The 18,772-nt window shown below is 53.5% G+C and carries 20 protein-coding genes and 2 pseudogenes; 10 read left to right on the top strand and 12 right to left on the bottom strand.

The window, feature by feature from the left end; genetic code table 11:
* Positions 1–84 precede the first annotated feature (84 nt).
* Both AC3RCM_RS14390 and AC3RCM_RS14385 read left to right on the top strand, forming a co-directional pair.
* Entirely contained in the window at positions 85–885 is an 801-nt protein-coding gene (locus AC3RCM_RS14390; protein WP_492628972.1) for a WaaZ-like lipopolysaccharide core biosynthesis protein, read from the top strand.
* 70 nt (positions 886–955) lie between these two features.
* Positions 956–1,456, top strand: coding sequence for a methylated-DNA--[protein]-cysteine S-methyltransferase (locus AC3RCM_RS14385; RefSeq protein ID WP_004576657.1), 501 nt, complete (start codon positions 956–958; stop codon positions 1,454–1,456).
* Between the two features lie 4 nt (positions 1,457–1,460).
* Here AC3RCM_RS14385 and AC3RCM_RS14380 read toward each other — a convergent pair whose 3' ends face one another.
* Both AC3RCM_RS14380 and AC3RCM_RS14375 read right to left on the bottom strand, forming a co-directional pair.
* Positions 1,461–1,703 carry a hypothetical protein gene (locus AC3RCM_RS14380; protein WP_064490582.1) on the bottom strand — a complete coding sequence of 81 codons (243 nt, stop codon included), beginning with the start codon at positions 1,701–1,703 and terminating at the stop codon, positions 1,461–1,463.
* A complete protein-coding gene (locus tag AC3RCM_RS14375; protein ID WP_492628971.1) occupies positions 1,700–2,443 on the bottom strand; it encodes a carbon-nitrogen hydrolase family protein in 744 nt (247 codons plus the stop codon). The genes AC3RCM_RS14380 and AC3RCM_RS14375 overlap by 4 nt, the downstream gene beginning before the upstream one ends.
* 214 nt (positions 2,444–2,657) lie before the next feature.
* Between AC3RCM_RS14375 and AC3RCM_RS14370 the strand changes: the two genes are divergently transcribed.
* Entirely contained in the window at positions 2,658–3,383 is a 726-nt protein-coding gene (locus AC3RCM_RS14370) for a serine/threonine protein phosphatase (protein WP_010953919.1), read from the top strand.
* Here AC3RCM_RS14370 and AC3RCM_RS14365 read toward each other — a convergent pair.
* Both AC3RCM_RS14365 and AC3RCM_RS14360 read right to left on the bottom strand, forming a co-directional pair.
* Positions 3,331–3,945: a LysE family translocator gene (locus tag AC3RCM_RS14365; protein ID WP_020192416.1), complete on the bottom strand. Its 615-nt coding sequence runs from the start codon at positions 3,943–3,945 to the stop codon at positions 3,331–3,333. The genes AC3RCM_RS14370 and AC3RCM_RS14365 overlap by 53 nt on opposite strands.
* An 83-nt stretch (positions 3,946–4,028) precedes the next feature.
* A complete protein-coding gene (locus AC3RCM_RS14360) occupies positions 4,029–4,838 on the bottom strand; it encodes a helix-turn-helix transcriptional regulator (RefSeq protein ID WP_020192415.1) in 810 nt (269 codons plus the stop codon).
* Between the two features lie 131 nt (positions 4,839–4,969).
* On the opposite strand from AC3RCM_RS14360, the pseudogene AC3RCM_RS14355 reads away from it, so the two are divergent.
* Positions 4,970–5,338: pseudogene (locus AC3RCM_RS14355) on the top strand (LysE family translocator); the annotation flags it as partial.
* A 164-nt stretch (positions 5,339–5,502) separates the two neighbouring features.
* On the top strand, positions 5,503–6,285 hold the full coding sequence (locus tag AC3RCM_RS14350; RefSeq protein ID WP_492628970.1) for a trypsin-like peptidase domain-containing protein: 783 nt from the start codon (positions 5,503–5,505) through the stop codon (positions 6,283–6,285).
* Between the two features lie 239 nt (positions 6,286–6,524).
* Here AC3RCM_RS14350 and AC3RCM_RS14345 read toward each other — a convergent pair whose 3' ends face one another.
* On the bottom strand, positions 6,525–7,832 hold the full coding sequence (locus AC3RCM_RS14345; RefSeq protein ID WP_492628969.1) for an MORN repeat-containing protein: 1,308 nt from the start codon (positions 7,830–7,832) through the stop codon (positions 6,525–6,527).
* A gap of 368 nt (positions 7,833–8,200) precedes the next feature.
* Here AC3RCM_RS14345 and AC3RCM_RS14340 point away from each other — a divergent pair, with 368 nt between their 5' ends.
* Positions 8,201–8,467 (top strand): hypothetical protein, encoded by a 267-nt coding sequence (locus AC3RCM_RS14340; RefSeq protein WP_492628968.1) that lies wholly within the window; start codon positions 8,201–8,203, stop codon positions 8,465–8,467.
* 56 nt (positions 8,468–8,523) lie between these two features.
* Positions 8,524–9,414, top strand: coding sequence for a hypothetical protein (locus tag AC3RCM_RS14335; RefSeq protein WP_492628967.1), 891 nt, complete (start codon positions 8,524–8,526; stop codon positions 9,412–9,414).
* Between the two features lie 23 nt (positions 9,415–9,437).
* On the opposite strand, the gene AC3RCM_RS14330 is transcribed toward AC3RCM_RS14335, so the two are convergent.
* Positions 9,438–10,058 carry a LysE family translocator gene (locus tag AC3RCM_RS14330; RefSeq protein ID WP_492628966.1) on the bottom strand — a complete coding sequence of 207 codons (621 nt, stop codon included), beginning with the start codon at positions 10,056–10,058 and terminating at the stop codon, positions 9,438–9,440.
* A 185-nt stretch (positions 10,059–10,243) separates the two neighbouring features.
* Here AC3RCM_RS14330 and AC3RCM_RS14325 point away from each other — a divergent pair, with 185 nt between their 5' ends.
* Both AC3RCM_RS14325 and AC3RCM_RS14320 read left to right on the top strand, forming a co-directional pair.
* The gene (locus tag AC3RCM_RS14325; protein ID WP_492628965.1) at positions 10,244–11,869 is read left to right on the top strand and encodes a recombinase family protein; all 1,626 of its coding nucleotides are present in this window, start codon (positions 10,244–10,246) and stop codon (positions 11,867–11,869) included.
* Between the two features lie 940 nt (positions 11,870–12,809).
* Positions 12,810–13,370: a lysis system spanin subunit gene (locus AC3RCM_RS14320; RefSeq protein WP_492629689.1), complete on the top strand. Its 561-nt coding sequence runs from the start codon at positions 12,810–12,812 to the stop codon at positions 13,368–13,370.
* 89 nt (positions 13,371–13,459) lie between these two features.
* Here the strand turns inward: AC3RCM_RS14320 and AC3RCM_RS14315 are convergent, their stop codons facing one another.
* Positions 13,460–14,401, bottom strand: a complete 942-nt coding sequence (locus tag AC3RCM_RS14315; RefSeq protein WP_492628964.1) for a hypothetical protein — start codon at positions 14,399–14,401, stop codon at positions 13,460–13,462.
* A gap of 176 nt (positions 14,402–14,577) precedes the next feature.
* On the opposite strand from AC3RCM_RS14315, the pseudogene AC3RCM_RS14310 reads away from it, so the two are divergent.
* Positions 14,578–15,036, top strand: a pseudogene (locus AC3RCM_RS14310) (DNA polymerase Y subunit UmuC family protein); the annotation flags it as partial.
* 180 nt (positions 15,037–15,216) lie between these two features.
* Here the strand turns inward: AC3RCM_RS14310 and AC3RCM_RS14305 are convergent.
* The 5 genes from AC3RCM_RS14305 to AC3RCM_RS14285 all read right to left on the bottom strand — a co-directional run bounded on the left by AC3RCM_RS14305 (position 15,217) and on the right by AC3RCM_RS14285 (position 18,701).
* Entirely contained in the window at positions 15,217–15,885 is a 669-nt protein-coding gene (locus AC3RCM_RS14305; protein WP_492628963.1) for a hypothetical protein, read from the bottom strand.
* A 113-nt stretch (positions 15,886–15,998) separates the two neighbouring features.
* Complete coding sequence (locus AC3RCM_RS14300) at positions 15,999–16,607, bottom strand: HEPN domain-containing protein (protein ID WP_492628962.1); 609 nt, start codon at positions 16,605–16,607, stop codon at positions 15,999–16,001.
* A 6-nt stretch (positions 16,608–16,613) separates the two neighbouring features.
* The gene (locus AC3RCM_RS14295; RefSeq protein WP_492628961.1) at positions 16,614–17,639 is read right to left on the bottom strand and encodes a ParA family protein; all 1,026 of its coding nucleotides are present in this window, start codon (positions 17,637–17,639) and stop codon (positions 16,614–16,616) included.
* A 222-nt stretch (positions 17,640–17,861) separates the two neighbouring features.
* Positions 17,862–18,068 carry a hypothetical protein gene (locus AC3RCM_RS14290; RefSeq protein WP_492628960.1) on the bottom strand — a complete coding sequence of 69 codons (207 nt, stop codon included), beginning with the start codon at positions 18,066–18,068 and terminating at the stop codon, positions 17,862–17,864.
* 273 nt (positions 18,069–18,341) lie between these two features.
* Positions 18,342–18,701, bottom strand: coding sequence for a helix-turn-helix domain-containing protein (locus AC3RCM_RS14285; protein ID WP_256677202.1), 360 nt, complete (start codon positions 18,699–18,701; stop codon positions 18,342–18,344).
* Positions 18,702–18,772 lie beyond the last annotated feature (71 nt).

The following is an 18,772-nucleotide window of genomic DNA, read 5'->3' as shown; positions in this document are numbered from 1 at the left end:
CCCAGGTAAAGTTAGGTAAAAGCGGCCACGGCATATACACGGATCAGTATTGTGGTTTGTACTGTCCAGTTAAAGATGCCATTGATGAACACACTTCCGTCGCAGCCAAGCGCTGAACGCGGGGCGTTCTCCGGTTTCGAGGCGTGTCGCAATTCCCAGCAGGGCCCCGTGGTGATCCTTGCCTCTGGCGCTTCTGCCAAACATTTTCCGCTGGGCGAGTTTGCGCACTTGCCCATCATCGCCATGAACGGGTCGGTCGCCATGACCGCCGAACACGGCATCAAACCCTTCTTCTACGTGTGCACCGACAAAAGCTTTTGCCAGCAACAGCCGGCCTTGTTCGCCACTGCCGTGCGCGACAGCGAACGCCTGGCCCTGTGGCCTGAGCAGTATGCGCGTGCCGATGTGCCAGCCCACACCCAGTGTTATGCCTTGCACAAAGCCGACATGCCGAGCCTGCTGGACGGTTTGCGCGGCCATGGTGACAGTTGCGTGTGCAACCGGGCACTGTGGAGCAAACGCAGCCGCTCGATTGCCTTCAGTAAAGACATGGCCCATGGCTTTTTCGATGCCCGCACGGTGGCTTATGTGGCCTTGCAGTTGTCCTATCACCTGGGCTTCGAGCAAGTGTTGCTGGTGGGGGTAGACCTCGACCAGAGCGTCGGGCGCTTTTACGAGGACGGCCAGGGCCCGTCTTCGCCGTGCGGACTCGACCAGCATTGGGACAGCCGCATCCTGCCGTCGTTGAAGCTGATGGCCAGGGAAGTGGTCAGCGAGCATTTCCACGTCTACAACCTGTCGGCAACATCACGCATTCCCGCTGAGCTGATACCCAAGGTCACGCTCAGCCAGGCGCGGCACATTGCCGGCTGCGCAATGAACTGAGCAAGAAAGCGGGTGCATGAAAGACTGTGGATGCGTACAGTGGGCCGATCGCAACTTGCAGGAGCCCGCTATGTCCAGCGCATTCACGATCATGCCATCGCCCGTCGGCATGCTGACCCTAGTGGCCCGTGGCAATTGCCTGGCAGCCGTATTGTGGGAAGAGGAGCGGGAAAACCGCGTACGCCTGGGCGCACTGCACCGGGACGACCAGTGCCCGGTATTGCGGGAAACCGCTCGCCAGCTGGGTGAGTACTTTGACGGCAAGCGCCAGCGTTTCGAGCTGGCGCTGGACTTTGCCGGTACTGAGTTCCAGCGCCAGGTGTGGGCCGCATTGCTGGCGATACCGTTCGGCGAAACCCGCAGCTACAGCGACATTGCCCGGCAGCTCGGCAACCCCAGGGCGGTACGCGCGGTTGGCGCTGCCAATGGCCGCAACCCGATTTCGATCATCGCTCCCTGTCACCGGGTAATCGGCGCGTCGGGCAGCCTGACCGGCTTTGCCGGTGGCCTGGCGGCCAAACAGTATCTGTTGGCGCTGGAAGGGCGGCAAAGCCTGGCACTGGACCTGTAAGGCGTCAACCGAACCAGCTGGCGATCAGGCAGGCCAGCACAGCCAGCACCGAACCGGCGATCAGGGTGTATTGCCGCCGGGCCTGACGTGCGCGGGGCCCGACCTCACGCAGGTACTCGCCGGGCGTAGGCGCATCGGGCCGATGGCGCAAACCCTCGGCCACATCGGCAAGTTGACCCTGAATCAGCAAACCGACCAGACAGTAGGTGCAGGCGTAACTCAGTAACGCTAGAAACAGATAGATCATGCAGGGTGCAGGTTCAAGGGCAGGGTGACCGCGCTGGCACTGCGGGTGTCGAGTACGATCAGCCCTTCACTGTGGTCATCCAGGCTGGCCAGCAAGTGCCCCTGGCTGTCCCATGCTGCAGAACCGCCGGCACCGATGAAGGTGTCGGCCGGCCCCACGCAGTTGGCCATCAATACCGGCATGCCCAGCTCGCGTGCCACCTCTGGGTAGTGCGCATATCCCTCGCGGATACCCTTGGCGGTTTTCGCAACGCTGACCAGGTACAGGTCGGCACCGCGCTCGCGGGCCACGGCGGCATGCGCCAGGAACATCGATTCGTAGCAGATCGCCGGCGCCACCCGGTGTTCACCCACCTCCAGCAGCAATGCCTGATCACCTGGGGTGAAGTAAGGCAGCTCATCATCATGCAAGCGCTGCTTGGCATAGGCCTGGCGCGGCGCCTCAGGGCAGAAGATGGGCATGCCGATGCGTATGCCGTCGGGCGTCGGCAATGGCAGGCCCACGGCAACGGTAATGCCCAAGCGGTCGCAGGCTGCCTGCAGCGGGTTCAGGCGCGCGGAGGTGACGGGCAGGGCGGCCTGGCGCGCCACACTCGGCTCATAGCCGGTCAGCGACAGCTCGGGGAACACCACCAGTTCGGCACCCAGGGCCGCAGCCTGCTCGATGCAAGCCAGATGGCGCTGGAGGTTGCCTGGCAGATCGCCCTTGAGCGACGCCAGTTGTACGGCGCACAGTTTCATCAGAACCATTCCCTGGTGAAGATTGACGTGCCGAGCATACTACCGGCACCAACGCCTGTTCCAGTGAAGGGTTTTTCAGGAAGCCTGGGGTGCGCAGCAAAACGCCTCCCAACCTGCGCAGCCACGGTACCTTGTGCCATGCTGTCCAGTGACAGCGCCATGCGCACGGCCCGCGCGAAGGCGGGCAGGGTGCTACCAGCGGAGGAACACTGTAATGGCACGGTTTCGGCGGATGATCGCCAATATCCGGGGACGGGATCTGGCCGTGGGCGATATCCATGGCCACTTCCAGCGCCTGCAACAATGCCTGGATGCGGTAGGGTTCGATCCGGCGGTGGACCGCCTGTTCAGCGTAGGTGACCTGGTCGACCGTGGGCCGCACAGCGAGGCAGCGCTGGAATGGCTGGCCCAGCCGTGGTTCCATGCCGTCCAGGGCAATCATGAGGCCTTGGCAATCACCCGCGTGCGCGGTGGGCGGCTCGACCTGGGCATGTACCGCGCCGCCGGGGGTGGTTGGTTCCTCGACTTGCCGCGGCGCGAGCAACTGCGTTTCGTGGAGCGTTTCGAGCAGTTGCCGATTGCCATGGAAGTGGAGAGTGCGGACGGTCTGGTAGGCCTGCTGCATGCAGACAGCCCGTTCGCCGACTGGACAGACTTACGCTCCTGGCTGGAACTGGATGACGACCCTGAAGTGCGCCAAGTGTGCCAGTGGTCACGTCGGCGCCTGAAAGAGGGAGACACCCAACCGGTGCAGGGCCTGCGAGCCCTGCTGGTCGGCCACACCCCGGTGCTGGAGGCCAAGCTGCTGGGCAATGTGTGGCACCTGGACACGGGGGGCTGGGCCAGCGGCCATTTCACCTTGGTCGACATGCGCACCTTGCAACAAGTCAGCCCCGGGCCAGATGCAGCAACAACGCCCCCGCCAACATCACCAGCATGACCCCCGAGGCCCGCTCCAGCCACGCCAGGCTGCTGGCGAAGCGCCGCAATACCCGCTGGTTGCCGATGGCCACGGCGACCAGCAAGTCCCAGAGCAGGACGATGCTGAACATCCATAGCGCGTAGGCCGTTTTCCAGCCGGGGCTGACGCTGGCGACCATGCTGGCCAGGCTGGCATAGAACAGCGCGTTCTTGGGGTTGAGGATGCCAGATAGGAAGCCCATGCCCAAACTGCGCCACCAGCCATGAACCCGCTGGCTGCCGGCGACTGTGCCCAGGCTGGTTTGCCCGGCATGGCGCAGGAACAGCACGCCGATGTACAGCAGGTAGCTGGCGCCGGCCAGCTGCAGGGCGCTGAACAGCAGGCTGCCCTGCTGCAGTACCGAAAGCCCGGTGAAGGCGATGACGATGAACGCGCCATTGGCCAGCGCTATGCCCAGACAGGCGCCGCTGGCGATGCGCCAGCCGCTGCTGATCGCGTTGCGTGCGACCAGGAAAAAGTCCGGGCCAGGTGAGAGCAGGGCAAGGAAGTGGGCCAGGGCGATGATCATGAATTGTTGCATTAGGGGCTGCTCTACGGAAAAAACCGCAGTCTGCTGCCGGGCCCGTTCTGGCGTATTGAACAATATTGCATATGCAGCAGGTTTCAGTTTCCGCGGTACTGCCCCGGCGTAACCCCCACATGGGCCTTGAACACCCGCTGGAAATGGCTCTGGTCAGCAAAGCCAAGCTGGTAGGCCACTTCCGCCAGGGCCAGCCCTTCACTCAACAGTTGCCGCCCACGGTTGACCCGGGCATTGAGCAGGTAGGCATGCGGCGTGAACCCGGTAGCCGCACGAAACGCGCGGATCAGCTGATAGCGCCCCAGCCCGGCCTCCCGCGCCAACACCTCCAGGCTCAATTGCGCAGGGTCCTGGTGTTCGATGCGTGCAAGCAACCCGCTCAAGGTGGCGGCTTGCAGGGCGGGGGCCGCTGCCAGCGGTGGGTGCGCAGAAAAATCCAGGTCCCCCAGAAAGGCAATCAGCGCCGCATCTTTCTCGCCGTTGCAGGCACTGGAAAACAGTAACCTGTTCAGCGCGCAGAACTGCCGATATACCTCGGCCTCCCTGCAGATACGCACCGGTTCGCCAGCTTCGATACCGCCAAGACCCGACTCCAGGCGTAACTGCGTCAGCCAGTCGGCATCCACATGCAGCATCTGATAGCTCCACGCCAGGCCGGGGGCCGGGTTGCAGGCATGCACGCGGTGGGCCGGAACCAGTACCAGCGTGCCGGGCGCCAAGTGTTGCTGCCCGTCGGCAGCCCCGGTGAAATGGCTGCGGCCAGCATCCACCGCACCGATGGAAAACGTCGGGTGGCTGTGGGCCTTGTAGCAGGCCCGGCTGTGGCAGGCGCGCCGGCTTTCGACATGTGCCAGGGCCGGATCGCGCCACAGGTCGGCGTGGGAACGGGGCATTACAGGCTCCTCGGTATTGCCGGCAGGGTAACAGGTACCGTGAACCCGTACAGTTTTTATCGCTGGCTGTTACTTGACCGCAGGGCCCGGAACGCGCCGAAATAGAGGGCTGTTGTCAGAGGAAAACGAGAATGGACCTTTCAAGCCTGCTGCTTTTCATCCCTGCCTGCTTCGCCTTGAACATGGCGCCAGGGCCTAACAACCTGTTGTCACTGCACAACGCCAGCCGTTACGGCCTGCGCACCGCCTGCGTAGCCGGCGCCGGCCGTATCCTTGCCTTCTGCGGCATGATCGCCCTGGCAGCGATGGGCCTGGCAGTGGTGTTGCATACCAGCGAATACCTGTTCCTGGCCATCAAGGTGGTGGGCGCGGCCTACCTGTTCTACATCGCCTGGCAACTGTGGCGCGCCCCCGTGAGCGAGACCGTGGTGGCAAGCGATCACCCAGGCGGCACTTGGCGCCTGGCGCGCCAGGAGTTCTGGGTGGCGGCTGGCAACCCTGATGATTGCCAATATAAGATCTGGGTCATCTAGCCGATCTAGTAGGAAGTGTGTTAGATCATATGCTGTAGGGCAGTATATGTTTTCAATGAGACTATACATGCCTGTCTTGTGGTTGTAGTGTGCAAAGTTGGTTCGTCAAAAACTAATTTCTGAAGGGTGCGATGATGGTGTTTGAACAGGAAGTTGCATATTTAACTGCAAGGATTGAGGTTGCTGCCCGAGGAGCTGCATCTTTTTCCGTAGGTACCGGATTTTTTTATCAGGCTGCATTGAAGGATGGAAGTAGTCGGAGTTTGACACTTTTGATTTCGAATAGGCATGTATTTATAGATCCCTCTTTAGTTCTAAGTATCAAGCTTAACCGAAAGGATGGAGAAGGTAAGCCGGTATATGGTGATGTTAAAAATTTTACTCAGGACGGATTCGCGCATGTTTATCACCCTCACCCAGACCCAAGTATAGATCTTGCCTGCATTAATGCATCTCAAGTAACTCATACAGATGCTTTCTTTAGGCATCTCCATGTCGACTTCCTCAAAGAGCCAGATTGCGAAAAAATACTACCGGGGAACGAGACGCTTTTTGTTGGTTATCCTGCGAATCGTTATGATCAAGTGAATAACTTGCCGCTGATTAGGAAGGGGTGGATTTCCTCAATGCCCTCCGTTGATTTCAATGGAAAAGGCCAGATAGTATTGGATGCTCAGGTGTTCCAAGGCTCAAGCGGTAGCCCTGTATTTACTTCGGTGGATGGTAATTATATTCTCTTGGGGGTGATTTCAGAAACAATGATACGTCATGAGAAACTTCAAACGTTGCCTGTGAATCTGCCGCAGATTGGAGTGCAGCAAATATTGGGTCTTGGTCTTGTCATCAAGCAAAGACACGTCAAAGAGTTGATTGATCATACAGTAGAAGAGTATGCGAGGCTAAACCCCGTATGATGTGATGGTTAAATGTGGGTGGTGATGTGGTACTATACCTGCGGTAATGAGACCCGCTCAAAGGTAAGAGGCGGGGCTCAATGGGATCGACGCACCCGCCCATGCCATCTGAAATGGTAGCTGGTTGTGCATAATGATATGCAGAGAGGTAAGTTTTAGGGTTGCGGATGGCTGATGGCAACCCTAATAATGTTCAATATAAACACTGGTGACAGGCAGCTATTGGAGAGGGAGCCCATCTACATCGGTACACAGGCACCATTCATACCTCCCAGTTTTCCTGGAGGATTCAGTGAGCACCGACGATATTTCACATCTTCTGGCCAGCCCGCCTCCTGATAGCAAGTTAGCATGTATATATATTGCTGATACCAGTTCTCGTCCGGTCCTCCCCGCATGATGGTATCCAATGTGTCTTTCAGGCCAGAAAGAAGCTGGATCCGCCCTTTAATTATCTCGTTTCTATTGGCGTCCGGCCTGGGCTCTACAGTGCGCCATCTTTCTATTTGCTTTCTCGCTTCTGTGTCGGAAGAAACTCCAAATACTTCCAGTGTACTTTGGGCGCGTGGTCCAAACGGCGTATAGTATATCTCTTCAAGTCGACCACCACGAGAAACCTGAATGAATGGCTCGCAAGGATAGTCCTCTCTACCAGCTTTTTCGCTGATCGAGCTTTCCTTGTTTTTCATGATGGTGGGCTGCGCTATCTTTCCGTTGACGTAGGTGGTTTCCTTGAAAGTTCCATCGGCTTTATGCAGTGTGCCTTTGCCATTGGCCAGATCATTTTTAAAAGGCCCTATGAAATAGTCTCCGTTGGCCCAGGTCAGTTTTCCTTGTCCTGAGAACAAGTCGTTATTGAAACTTCCCTCGTAAACTGTGCCGTCTCCGTATCGGTAGGTGCCTTTCCCATGCATCTTGTCGTTTTTCCACTCTCCTTTGTATGAGTCTCTGGTCTTCGGCCACGTCATGGATCCCTCGCCGTCGGGTAGGCCATTTTTCATATACCCTTCGTATATTCGCCCATCCGCAAAATGATAGATTCCTTTGCCGTTGATAAAACCCCCTTTCCATTCTCCTTGATAAGACTCCTTTGGCCAAATCATCCGTCCTTGACCTTCTGGCTCTCCATTTTTCATAGCCCCTTCGTAAACCGCTCCATCATCATAGTGAAAAACTCCGCTACCTGTAATTTCACCAGACTGCCATGAACCTTTATACGAAGACTTGATGGCGGGCCATTGAATTGAGCCTTGGCCACTGAAAATGCCATCTACCATATTGCCTTCGTATGAAAATATCGTATGGTCGCCTTTTTTTGCAGTCAGACGTCCCTGCCCATTAGTAAATCCGTTCAGGCATTCTCCAGACCAGACCAACACCAGACCGATGGGTGGGTTTTTTTCAAGGTTGTTTGCTTTTTTGACAAGGCATCTATTGGAGGTGTAAAGATCCTTTGCATGGGCTTGTTGGGCTGCCCAAGGTATGACGGTGATTAGAAACACTACGGCGGTGAGAGACTTTATAGTGTGTTGAGCTTTTGGTGGCATGGCTGAAATTTCTCTATTAAAGAAATTGGATTGTTACATCAGGCGGAGAGCGATTAGAACCAGATTAGCCTTGAATTTTCGAGAACGCTATGGACGGCTTGCTGGCCAGCGTAAAACCTCGTCGGTCAGGCAAGCTTCGCTTCTAGCCTTCAGCACCCCCTAGCGAAGATCTGCTTTGGGTCGATAGCGGCCTTCTCAGTAGGCTCTGCTCACAAGGCTGCTGGAAGATTAAGCTGGGCTACCGTAATCCTAGTGATTGCTAATATAAATTCTTTGCTACCTGCAGCTTCCCCTCGACTCCCAATATGAGCCCTAGTTCAATGCTCTGCTAAGCTTTGTTTAGCTTTCAGGGTCTAGGCTGGTGTCCAATGATTACACCACGGCGAACTAGATGGATTATATTTAAGCGGTTTTTTTCAATTACTACCGATTTTGTGGCTCGTAGTTGGCGAGGTGTTGCCGCTATAGGGGCGGTATTGGCCGTGGTGGCAGCAGGTATTCAGGATTTTGATAAGGTTTTGGAATGGTACAGGAAAAATACTATACCTCTTGGTCCTGTTGTGGACCAAGGTAAGGAGTTTTTTGATGTTGGCAAGGTCAGTAGTTATGTTTTTTTGGTGATGGAGACGATTTAGATAGGTATGTTTTGATTTTGGGGATAAGCCCCGCTTTTAAGGAGTCGGCGGAAGATTTGAAGCCTTTCCTGAATACGCTCTCTAAAGTGGAAAGACTATTCCATAACGGCAAGGAGTCAAAGGTTGTTCAGCTTTTTCCAGTCCTTTTAGTGGGTAGTGGAGGTATACCTGCTTCAAAAATTTATGTTGCTGTCAGATTCAACTCCAAACCGGTCAGAGGTGATGTGTTGCTTGTCGATTTTGGTCCTGTACGCCAAGAATTTACATTGGGCGACCTAGCTTGGGTGAAGCAGACCCTTAAGGGTGAGGGGGAGGAAGTTAAAAATCTTGACTGGTTTTCTGCATTTGGTTTGGGTGAGTTCACCTTGGCGGAACCTACATGGCCTATAATCAGAAAAGTTAGATTGTTGGTTGCGCCAGTAGGTAAGCCTGATGTTCTTGAGGCAGTCATAGATAATAGGTCGAGCAGTGATGTTTTTATAAATGACTTATATATCGAGGCAACGCAAAAAAAAGAACATACAGTGATGTGTAATATGCCTATCCCTCGAAGTTATGCGCGCTTGTCATTCGAAAAGCTTTCAGTGATCTCTAGTGATACAAAAGCTTGGAGTGAGATTGATGGTGAGAAGTTTGCTGCCCAAGCAGCAATTGGGGGCGCTTGTGGCTCGACGTACGAGCTTGAGGTGCATGCCCCCGTTCGTGAGCTTGTTAGAGCAAAGCAAATGGGTAGTGTCATCGTGAAAATGTCTGATATGCCTTGGCCGCCGGACAAATTTAAGGATGGAAAAATGGTGAAGGATCCTCTGGTGAAAATTTCTAACTGGGAGCATGTTGGCGTAGGTTTTAATGGTGGCGACGGAGACGTTTCTATTTTTCCCAAAAAAAGATTGGCCTTCCGTTTTCCTCCAATTGTAAAGGGGGAGGCGTCTCGCCCCCCTAAATAGTAATATCTTGTTGTTGAGAGTTTTTAGGCGCGTCGCGCGGCGAGCAATATCGAGGCTGCGCCCGACAGCAGTACCGCGCAGATGCGGTTGAAGAGACGCTTCCCTTTGGGATCATTGAACCAGCGTCGCAGGTGCAACCCGATTAAGGCATAGCCTGCCAGTGCGATCATCTCGAGTACCAGGAACAGAGCACCCAGCATTGCAAACTGCGGCGCGACATCATGCGCTGGGTCTATGAATTGTGGTAGGAATGCTGTGAATATCAATATTGCTTTTGGATTTCCAGCTGCAATGAGAAACTCTTGTTTCGCTAGGCCCACAAGACTTCTTGGTTTAGCATCGCTCGTCTCCTGATTTTGAATCTTTGCTGTCCAAAGTTTAAAAGCTAAGTAGAATAGATAAGCAGCGCCAAGAAATTTGATGCCTAAAAACACCAGCTCGGACGTTTCAAGTACAGCCGTTAACCCCGCTGCTGCGAGCGCTATCATTGCTGCGAAAGCAATTAGCCTTCCGGCGCCTGCAAGACATGAAGCCAAGAAGCCATAATGTGTGGCGTTATTAACCGAAAGCAGGTTATTTGGGCCGGGAGCCATGTTCAGGGCAAAGCAAGCAGGTATGAATATGAGTAGTGTGGAGATGTTCATGATTTCTCGTTATTTTTTGTGAATGTTGGTGTGGACATCATTGATGAAGGCGTGCTTTTTTTCAATCCCCTGCGTGCTGAGCGCTGGCTAGCAGCATCATCTCGGCATGATCATGTGTCCACTGGTTCGCCCTTTGAGTGATAATATATACTTTGGTTTTTCACGTTTAGAGTGGAATCAAAGGCATGCAAGCGTCTCAGGGAGTGGTCTACAGCTATCTGCGGTTCTCTGACCCGCGCCAAGCAGCAGGGAACAGTGCGGACAGGCAGGCTGAGTATGCGAAGTCATGGGCTGCGGCAAGGGGGCTCACACTAGACGAGTCGCTTTCCTTGAGGGATGAGGGCCTTTCTGCCTTTCACCAGCGGCACATAAAACAGGGCGCCTTGGGTGTCTTCCTGCAGGCCGTTGATGAGGGGCGTATCCCGGCCGGCTCTGTATTGGTTGTTGAGGGCCTGGATCGTCTCAGCCGGGCAGAACCGATACAAGCCCAAGCCCAGTTGGCCCAAATCATCAATGCGGGCATTACCGTGGTCACCGCGAGTGACGGCCGTGAGTACAACAGGGAAAGGTTGAAGGCGCAGCCAATGGACCTTGTCTATAGCCTTCTGGTCATGATCCGGGCTCATGAAGAGAGCGACACCAAAAGTAAGCGCGTGAAGGCCTCAATCAAGCGCTTGTGTGAAGGCTGGATCGCTGGCCACTACCGTGGTTTGGTCCGTAATGGCAGCGACCCTCGCTGGGTCCGCTTCGTCGACGGTCGCTGGGAGTTGATTGCTGAGCGTACGGAAGTTGTGCGATTTGCCATCGAGAAGTATCGCGAAGGGTATGGCGCTGATCGAGCCTTCAGTATGATCCAGGAGCGGGGCTTCGATACTTCTTATCTAGGGATCTCTCCACAGCAGATTTATCGTCTGATCAAGTTAGTGGCTTTGAAAGGTGCGAAGCATATTTGTGTCGACGGTGAAGACTACCTGCTGGAGGACTATTATCCACGGTTACTCTCGGATGTTGAGTTCGAGGAATTACAGCTATTGCGTGGTCAGCGTAGTCGTCGGCGAGGGAAGGGGGCCATTCCTGGGATAGTGACTGGTATCGGTATAACCTACTGTGGCTACTGCGGCACGGCAATGACCGCGCAGAACGTGATGCATAAGGTTCGACCTGATGGGACTTTGACGGATGGGCATAGGCGTATCATGTGCATGTCCTACATGAACAAAGGTGGGTGCGATGTTGGCGGAAGTTGTAGCGTTGCACCTGTCGAACGGGCTGTTATGTCGTTTTGCTCAGACCAGATGAACCTGCTCCGTTTACAGCAGCCAGCAGGGCCGAGTGGCGACCTACAGCAAGGGGTTATGAGCTCGCGAAAGCAAGTGGCTGATCTCGAAGCCCAGCTCGGCCGGCTTACAGAAGCGTTGGCATTGGGGGAGGGTGATGGCGTTTTGCCGATTACGTTCCTGCGTAAAGCCCGTGATCTCGAAGAGCAGTTGACTAAGGCTAGAGCAAAGCTGCTCCAGGCTGAACGAGAGCTGGCCGGCATCGCCTCCAGGCAGAGGCCAGCAGACGCGAGGCTATGGTCGGATCTAACCGCCGGCGTTGAGGCGCAGGAGGTCGAGGCTCGGGATAAGGTTCGGCAATTGATGATTGATACTTTCGAGCGCATCGTGGTTTACATGCGCGGTGTATTGCCAGAGGGGCGCAGGGCTTGGTACATCGATGTCCTGCTGATTTCCAGGGCAGGGCAGCGCCGATGGCTTAGGGTCGAGAGGAAGACTGGAAAGTGGGCGGCCGGTATCGACCGCCCAGGTTGAATCTTTAAGCTGACTTTTTACTGTCCAATGGGAGGCCAGGTGGGCTAGTGTGGACCACTAGGTGCCCTTGTCCCTCCCAGAAGTTTTCCTGTACCTCCACGCATACGCGCCAAGCCGCCCATGCCACGTCTTTTCCCGCTGCAAGGATGTTGCCGTACTCATCAATGATCGCCATCTGGGCGGGGGCGCCTGACTCGCTCTTGGCGGTGAAGCCAGTGCTGACTGTCGCTGATAGTTTTGCACCCGCCAGTTTTGGGTTAGGTACTACTGTCTTCATTCAATATCTCCCCCGCGGGCGATGGCCCGTTTACCCAATGCTCGTTTAGCGGCCACGTTGGCCATGTAGGCTGCCCACTTGTCGCCTTCCCGCTGTTGGCGGATCTGGCTGCACTTCGTGTGTCGTCGCGTCGATCTGCCTTTACCGCAGACATCGCAGATGGCGGGTAGGTCGAGGCTGTGTGAGGCCATAGGTGGGCGGATGCGCTCAACTGCGCAAAACTTCGGCCAGCGTCGACAGTGTGGAGGCAGCATGAGCCGCATTCAACGCATCATTTTCAACGAGACGTCGCTGGAGCATGCACTTTCCGCCGTTTGCGGACTTCACGACATGAGCACCGATCTGATCGCTGGAGATGTATTCCGGCAAATGTCGGAACTGGCTACCTATCAACTGACCCCAGTGACAGTTTGGTGCGGCCAAGGCGGTTTGTACCAATCCAAGATGGAGGCTGTTGGAAACGGCGAGCAACGGATCGAATCTGCCATTCTGATCGACGAACCGGATCTCGCGGGACTTGCCGTCGACAGCGTCGAGGTTGCTCGGCTGGCGGAGGAAAACCTGCAGCACCGAAACCTTCAGATCGAGGCCGACGATCTGATCAAGTCCCTCCGCGCCCAGCTGGCTCAGCGTGATGGGCTACTACGCAATTGCTTCACCGCCATGCTGAAAGGTGGTTACTCGAAGCCGTTGCGCGAGCGCATCAAAACCGCGCTATCCGGCGAGGCACACCATGATTGGGTGTGGCAGGCCAGCGAGTACGGAAAGCAGCTGGCTGAACAGGCTGCAGGTTATGTCCAGCAGCTGGCGGATAAGGATCGGGCTCACGGTCGTGAGCGTGAGACTGCTGCTGCTGCGGCCCTGGAGCAGTTGGCAGCGCAGAAGAGTCAGCGACAAGCCCTGGAGGATCGCCTGCAGGAACAGGGCAAAACTCATTGGAAGGAAATGAACGATGCACAAAAGACTCAAGATCGCCTACGTGACAGGCTGGCTACTGCTGATTTGCGGCTGTCAGTCCTTGTCGACGCCGGAGCCTTTGCCGCCCCGGGTGGTGACGGTTGGATGCGAGAAGCCGCCGGCACCGGAGGCGTGGTTCATGGAGCCGTTCGTGCCCGACTTGACCCAGCGCATGCTCAGCGAGTTATTGGAATCACCGATGACGGTGACCGAGGACTGATCGCACTGCAAGCTTGCCAAGCCTACATTCGTGAGGTCACGAAGTGAAAAAGAGGCGAGCCGGGTGATGTGTCAACATCCAGCTTGGAACCGCATAGGAAGATTGCTGGCTGATGAGCATTTGGGGCAAGAATTCTTTATGTCTTAACGGCCCGGATAAGGCTCACGAATCTCTTTCGGAGCCGCTGCAACTTGCTAGAGTCTTCCTTTTTTTGCGAGGATGGAAAGCCGGATAGCCAGTTTTCGTAATCCTCCTCATCTGGCAATAGTCCTTCCTGTTCTGCCTTGCTCCAGTCAAAGTTGCTAACCCCTACAGTTTCGTCACTAAATTTCTTCGTATATTTCTTCGCAACATGCAAGCCATGCTCCCGCAAGTCCTCGCTTAGCTTCATGCTGAAGAATATCGCGTCGTTAGTATAGAGCCACAAAGCTTGTACGTAGCATCCATATTCTATGTTGGCTTTTCCCGCGGCATAAGGGATGCCGAAATAGAAATGCTCTATGCGCGCTCCCTGGGGAAGCCTGTCTTCTTTTATTTTCTCAAGAAGATTATTTCGTCCCCGAAGAGTGTCATTCATGTTTCCTATCGCGTCAGCTAGTGCTGTTACGGATGCTATGGCTCGGCCCGTAGTGGAAATCTGACCCATGACAATATCTTGAAGGGCGGAAATCGGCGGTGCAACCTCCTCTAAGCGGTCTAGGTTCGGGGACATCTCAAAAGGCTCTTTTTCAGTACCTCTCGCTTTGTTTTGTTTATAAAGTTCAAACGCTTGATGGTCTTTGTCATAGCGTTCTTTCATTTCCTTTAAATGCTGTTTTTTTAGGGCGTATGCAAGGTTTGTTATTGTATGAGATAACATGATTCCTGCATTAGTGCTGCGTAACTCTTTTTGTAGCTCATCACGAAGTTTATGGCGGGCTGCAATACGTTGGGCTGCCCACGCACCCAGCCAGGCACCCGCCAATGCACCTATCACAGTATTGAACAGCGACCAGTAATCAACAGACAAGTCTAGGTTCGGCAGCCATGATGTCGATGCTGTAAATACGCCGTTCACTGGTTCCCACAATCCCGACATCGTATCCCCTGGTTCGATTCATTGCAAAATGCCCAAGATCATAGCGTCGGAGATGAATAGACGCTACTCGCGACGCTTAGCTCATGGTCTACTTCCGGCGTGGACTGCTGTCATGAACCCTCAGCAGCCAAGGCGATCGTACCCTTCGAACCCACGAACCTTCTTGGCGCCTCTAGCTGGCCAATCACACTACCAAGCGATTGAAAGCAAAAGGCCGGGTAGTTCAATTTGTGATCCGTTCAAGTGGGTCTGGGTGCGGCGAAAGACCGGGGTAAAGGCGTCCGGGGGATCGGTCGTTGAATGACGACACATTCTGAGACAATGGATTTGTACGGCGATGGATTTGGCTAGGCTAATCACGAATGCCTCGTCAGAAATTCAGCCTGGCGGCGGAGAAGACAGCGCGCGCGTGGCCGGTACGCCATGCCTGGGACTGGATGAGGCAGAATACCCAAACAGGAAGTCTGCTGCAGCCGCATGCTCGGCAAACGTTTGAGCGAGCTCGCTCCGATCAAAAAGTGACTAACTACATTGGTCGGGCGGCTGAGAAACTCCGCGGCCAAGATTCAATCTGCAAACGCATGAGATTGAGCATCCGTACTGGAATGTTTAATCCTGATGAAGCGTACCTCGCTTAAGGCGCATTAATGGATTTGTCTTGCCGTGCGATACGCCCCTTCTCCTAGACTGGGCATGCGAAGAGTAATGATGAGCCAGTCATACAGAATGTCAATTGATCAGCTATGGATAATCAAGTGTTGAGAACGTCGGCAGTCATTAGTTATATCAAGTATTCGAATGGTTTGATGTTCCATTCAATTTTGTTGGGAGTAATTGTCGCCGAAGAAAAGATAATTGAAACTCTTGGATTGTTGGGTGCTTAGCTTGGAGTCAAAGTCACTTTGCCCAACGATTCGGACCATGCGTCTGCAAATTGCGGAGTATTTTTCGATCCAGTAGGCTCTCTCAAGCTCTCCTAGCCATTCGTTGTCATTTTGGTTGGATGGGTGATTGTCTAGAAGGCCAATATAGTGCCTTACGGAGTCTGATAGTATTGCTATGTTGTGCAGTATTCCTAGTAATGCACCTCGAGTCGTCTCATTTGGCGCTAGGTCATTGTTTGAAAGGGCGTTAACGATAGATCGAAATGGTTGTCCATAATAATGTTCGCCAAAGCAAGAGTTGTTGAATGGTGTGGATAGTTTTTCTTCTAAAGCTATATCTAGTCTTGATATGGATTCGCGGGCTAGAATTAATTTTTGTTGATAAGCATTTAAGGCGAAGCTTTTGTATACTAGATATCCCGCTAAAATTGATGCGGCGGGCGAAATAATTCCTCCAATGTATGAGCCAAAGCTAGCCCAGTCTTGATTGTTAGTGCTGACGCTTGTGTTCCCCCCTGCAAACATTGTAAAAAAATATGGTATTCCCGCTATGGCTAGTGCAGTGGTAAAACCTATGAGGGCCAGTCGGAGTTCTTTCAATTTTAGTCCTTAAGCAGCTTTTGGTGTTCGTACTGGAGTCAAAGACGCCTGCGAAGGATGCTGTGGCGTCTTTGTGATATTGGAAATCAAAGCTGAGTGTTGAAGATCTGTGTCTATATGACCAGATCGCAAACTGCATTTCCGAGGTTTAATAGATATTTTGCCGCGTCTGCAGCCTCAGTTCGCGAAATTGGCTGCTTCAAACTGGTTATAGGATCTAGATCGGCCTCGTGTACTATGGCGTTTCTCCTGCTAACTATGAGTTTCAAGTTGAGTTTGGCATCTTTGTCAGTAAGTCCAATCTTTATGCCTAAGTTTTGCCATTTCTGTGATTCGTTCCATATGAAGCTCAAGCCTTCTGAGACTTTAATTGGATCTTGAAAGGAAAGAGTGCTCAATTTTGCACGGACTATCTCTTCAAATTTAACCCCTGGTGGAGGCGTAGCGCCGGGTGCTAAGTCTGTGAGGTGTTGAAGAGCAATGCCTTCATTGGCATATTTGGGTGTGGTATGTCTGGTGCCTTCGAAGATTTGCACCATCCCAATTCGAATCAGATCGTGAATGAGCTTGTCAAAAGCGCTAACAGAATATACCAACTGATATCGTAATAGATCGTCGAATTGTTCGCTTATAGGGACTATTTCCGATAGGTGATCGTAAATGGCGCCTAATTCATTTGCTTGCTTGATGTTTTTTTGAAATACTAATTGAGCATTATGCATGATTAGTCAATTCATCAATTTGACGAGCAAGTCCGCGATTTGAACAAACTGCTGGTGGAGTTGGTCCCGTTTGGCTATAGCGTTATCGAGCACGACTCCGGTGTCGGTAAGCTCATCACGATTCAGAATAAATACAGGAACTCCTGCTATATGCGAGCGTTGCAGGAGTGAGCCGAAGTCTTGAATTTGACCTAAGCAGAAACCATCGTTGAAAAGATGCTGAGGATAATCGGTGCGAGCAAGAGTTAGACCGGAGCTCTCCAATGTAGGGAACAGCTGATCGCGAGTGACTGAGTTGATTTCTGCAATGTTGTCCCTATATGGGGCAGCCGGACGTCCCTTCCTGACGTTGAAGCGCTGTATGGATGTGCCCAAAAACTTGGGTAAACCTGGCCGGAGGGGGTAGGCAGAGTCTTGGAACGCTTGCTCGTTTTGAACTTTCCACGATGCCCATCGAGGGAAAATTGCTTGGAGGGTCTCAAGAGCCATGATTGAGAAAGGGTCGGGATTCGTTGGGATTAAGAAAAAATCGGCATTTAGGAAGAGGTTCTGGTTGATAGCGCTCAGGCCTGGGTTCAGGTCGATGATTGTATAATCAATAGCATTGGCGTCCTCAACTTTTTCAATTAGTTCATTGAATGCGCCAGGCAGGTTTTGAAGAGTTGCTAGGGCATTAGAGTTTTGTGCGAACGTTAGTGATGCATCGTATTCTGATAACGTAGCGTGTCCAGCAAGCAATTTTAGGTTGGGTCGCCTGTCTGGGCTTTTACATGTTATAGCTTGAATGGGGGTTGGCTTGCCTTTAAAAGCAGGAGCTACACCATCTTTAATGTTTTGGTGGCGCGTGTTCGGATCGATGTAATATTCATCAAATTCATCGCCCAATATTAGGCTGGAAAGATTGCATTGAGGGTCTGCATCCACCAGTAAAACATTGTTGCCTTGCTCTGCTAGCATCCATCCGATGTTGTAAACAGTTGTAGTCTTGCTGACTCCGCCTTTATGGTTAAAAAGTACAAGTCTTTTAGCCATTTTATTCCCTTAATGAGTGGTGTTGTTCGCAAACTGACGGAAAATTAGGTGAAGGTATAGCAGAATGCCACTGCGGTAGGCAATGGTTTTTCTGAGGCTAGGTCGCGTCGACATGGCAAGGGGTTGAAGCGAGCCGGAATCGAGTTACCGACGTGATCTCGGGGACTTAAGTTTGACTTAAAACGGCGAAGCGCTTGCAGGGGCCCTAGGCTATGTGACCACTCAACTCCTCAGGCGTGATATCCCCGAAGAGATCGCCTCAGCATGAATATCGAGGGTCGTGAGAGCGGCCATGACACTATCATGAACGTTGACTGAGCCGCGGCGGCTCACCCACAGCGAAAGCTCTTCCAGCGCAGCTCTGATGGCGATCTGGTTAAGAAGTAACAGCTCAAGCGTGTCTGCTGTGGTCGAGGCTTGTTCACCCATTAGCATGCTCCAGGTGAGAATTTTTAGGGCAAATTTAGGGCAAATTCTAGGACGCGTCAGGCCTAAATTGGCCGTCCGCAATTGCCAGAGTAGCCGATTATGCTGGCCAATGGCGGCCTGTTGTGGTTCGCGGGCGGGTTCAAATCCCTATCCCGTTTGTTAGGCTCCGTGCAGCTGCGGTTCGGCTATCGTGGAAGGTTGTAACGCTGAAAAAAGGCGAGCCGGGTAGCTCAGCTAAAGTCCGGTTGGCCCGCCTAACCTTTGATCGCTCTATTATTCGATCAAGTGGTAGTCGCCTCTGGTTCTGGGATCAGCTGTAGCGCCTCGGCAGTCATCAGAACGCAGGGGAGGGTGCCCAGGGAAGAAAATGAGCCCTTCCGCTTCAAGAGCAAAAGCGAGCGCCTGCATTGTGACGCGCCGCAGCTCATTCCCGAGCTCGACTCTACGGATCGCTTCTGGCGAAACGCCCGAACGAAATGCCAGTGCTTCTACACTCCATTCAAGGGCTAGGCGTGAAGGTTCGCAGTGCTCTGAACGGAACCCTAAGGGAAGGTCGGCGAAAAATTCTTCCATTTCTTTCGGGATCCCTTCTTCCTTGGTCTGTATCGGGAAGCTAATGATGTCGGCCGTCATGGTCACTACTCGTTATGCTGTATGTGCATACAGTATAACGGAGAAGCCATCTAGGGCAATGGCCCCAGTTA

Source organism: Pseudomonas sp. GW823-FHT05G12 (assembly GCF_058795575.1).
This window is presented reverse-complemented; position numbering and strand designations above follow the sequence as displayed.

Bases quoted from the DNA above. Each gene is read 5' to 3' on its own strand.
- AC3RCM_RS14385 (WP_004576657.1), top strand. From the start codon at position 956: ATGTCCAGCGCATTCACGATCATGCCATCGCCCGTCGGCATGCTGACC.
- AC3RCM_RS14300 (WP_492628962.1), bottom strand. From the start codon at position 16,607: ATGCATAATGCTCAATTAGTATTTCAAAAAAACATCAAGCAAGCAAAT.
- AC3RCM_RS14365 (WP_020192416.1), bottom strand. From the start codon at position 3,945: ATGCAACAATTCATGATCATCGCCCTGGCCCACTTCCTTGCCCTGCTC.
- AC3RCM_RS14285 (WP_256677202.1), bottom strand. From the start codon at position 18,701: ATGACGGCCGACATCATTAGCTTCCCGATACAGACCAAGGAAGAAGGG.
- AC3RCM_RS14325 (WP_492628965.1), top strand. From the start codon at position 10,244: ATGCAAGCGTCTCAGGGAGTGGTCTACAGCTATCTGCGGTTCTCTGAC.
- AC3RCM_RS14370 (WP_010953919.1), top strand. From the start codon at position 2,658: ATGGCACGGTTTCGGCGGATGATCGCCAATATCCGGGGACGGGATCTG.
- AC3RCM_RS14375 (WP_492628971.1), bottom strand. From the start codon at position 2,443: ATGAAACTGTGCGCCGTACAACTGGCGTCGCTCAAGGGCGATCTGCCA.
- AC3RCM_RS14330 (WP_492628966.1), bottom strand. From the start codon at position 10,058: ATGAACATCTCCACACTACTCATATTCATACCTGCTTGCTTTGCCCTG.
- AC3RCM_RS14295 (WP_492628961.1), bottom strand. From the start codon at position 17,639: ATGGCTAAAAGACTTGTACTTTTTAACCATAAAGGCGGAGTCAGCAAG.
- AC3RCM_RS14360 (WP_020192415.1), bottom strand. From the start codon at position 4,838: ATGCCCCGTTCCCACGCCGACCTGTGGCGCGATCCGGCCCTGGCACAT.
- AC3RCM_RS14340 (WP_492628968.1), top strand. From the start codon at position 8,201: ATGATTACACCACGGCGAACTAGATGGATTATATTTAAGCGGTTTTTT.
- AC3RCM_RS14345 (WP_492628969.1), bottom strand. From the start codon at position 7,832: ATGCCACCAAAAGCTCAACACACTATAAAGTCTCTCACCGCCGTAGTG.
- AC3RCM_RS14350 (WP_492628970.1), top strand. From the start codon at position 5,503: ATGATGGTGTTTGAACAGGAAGTTGCATATTTAACTGCAAGGATTGAG.
- AC3RCM_RS14390 (WP_492628972.1), top strand. From the start codon at position 85: ATGAACACACTTCCGTCGCAGCCAAGCGCTGAACGCGGGGCGTTCTCC.
- AC3RCM_RS14380 (WP_064490582.1), bottom strand. From the start codon at position 1,703: ATGATCTATCTGTTTCTAGCGTTACTGAGTTACGCCTGCACCTACTGT.
- AC3RCM_RS14320 (WP_492629689.1), top strand. From the start codon at position 12,810: ATGCTGAAAGGTGGTTACTCGAAGCCGTTGCGCGAGCGCATCAAAACC.
- AC3RCM_RS14290 (WP_492628960.1), bottom strand. From the start codon at position 18,068: ATGGGTGAACAAGCCTCGACCACAGCAGACACGCTTGAGCTGTTACTT.
- AC3RCM_RS14315 (WP_492628964.1), bottom strand. From the start codon at position 14,401: ATGTCGGGATTGTGGGAACCAGTGAACGGCGTATTTACAGCATCGACA.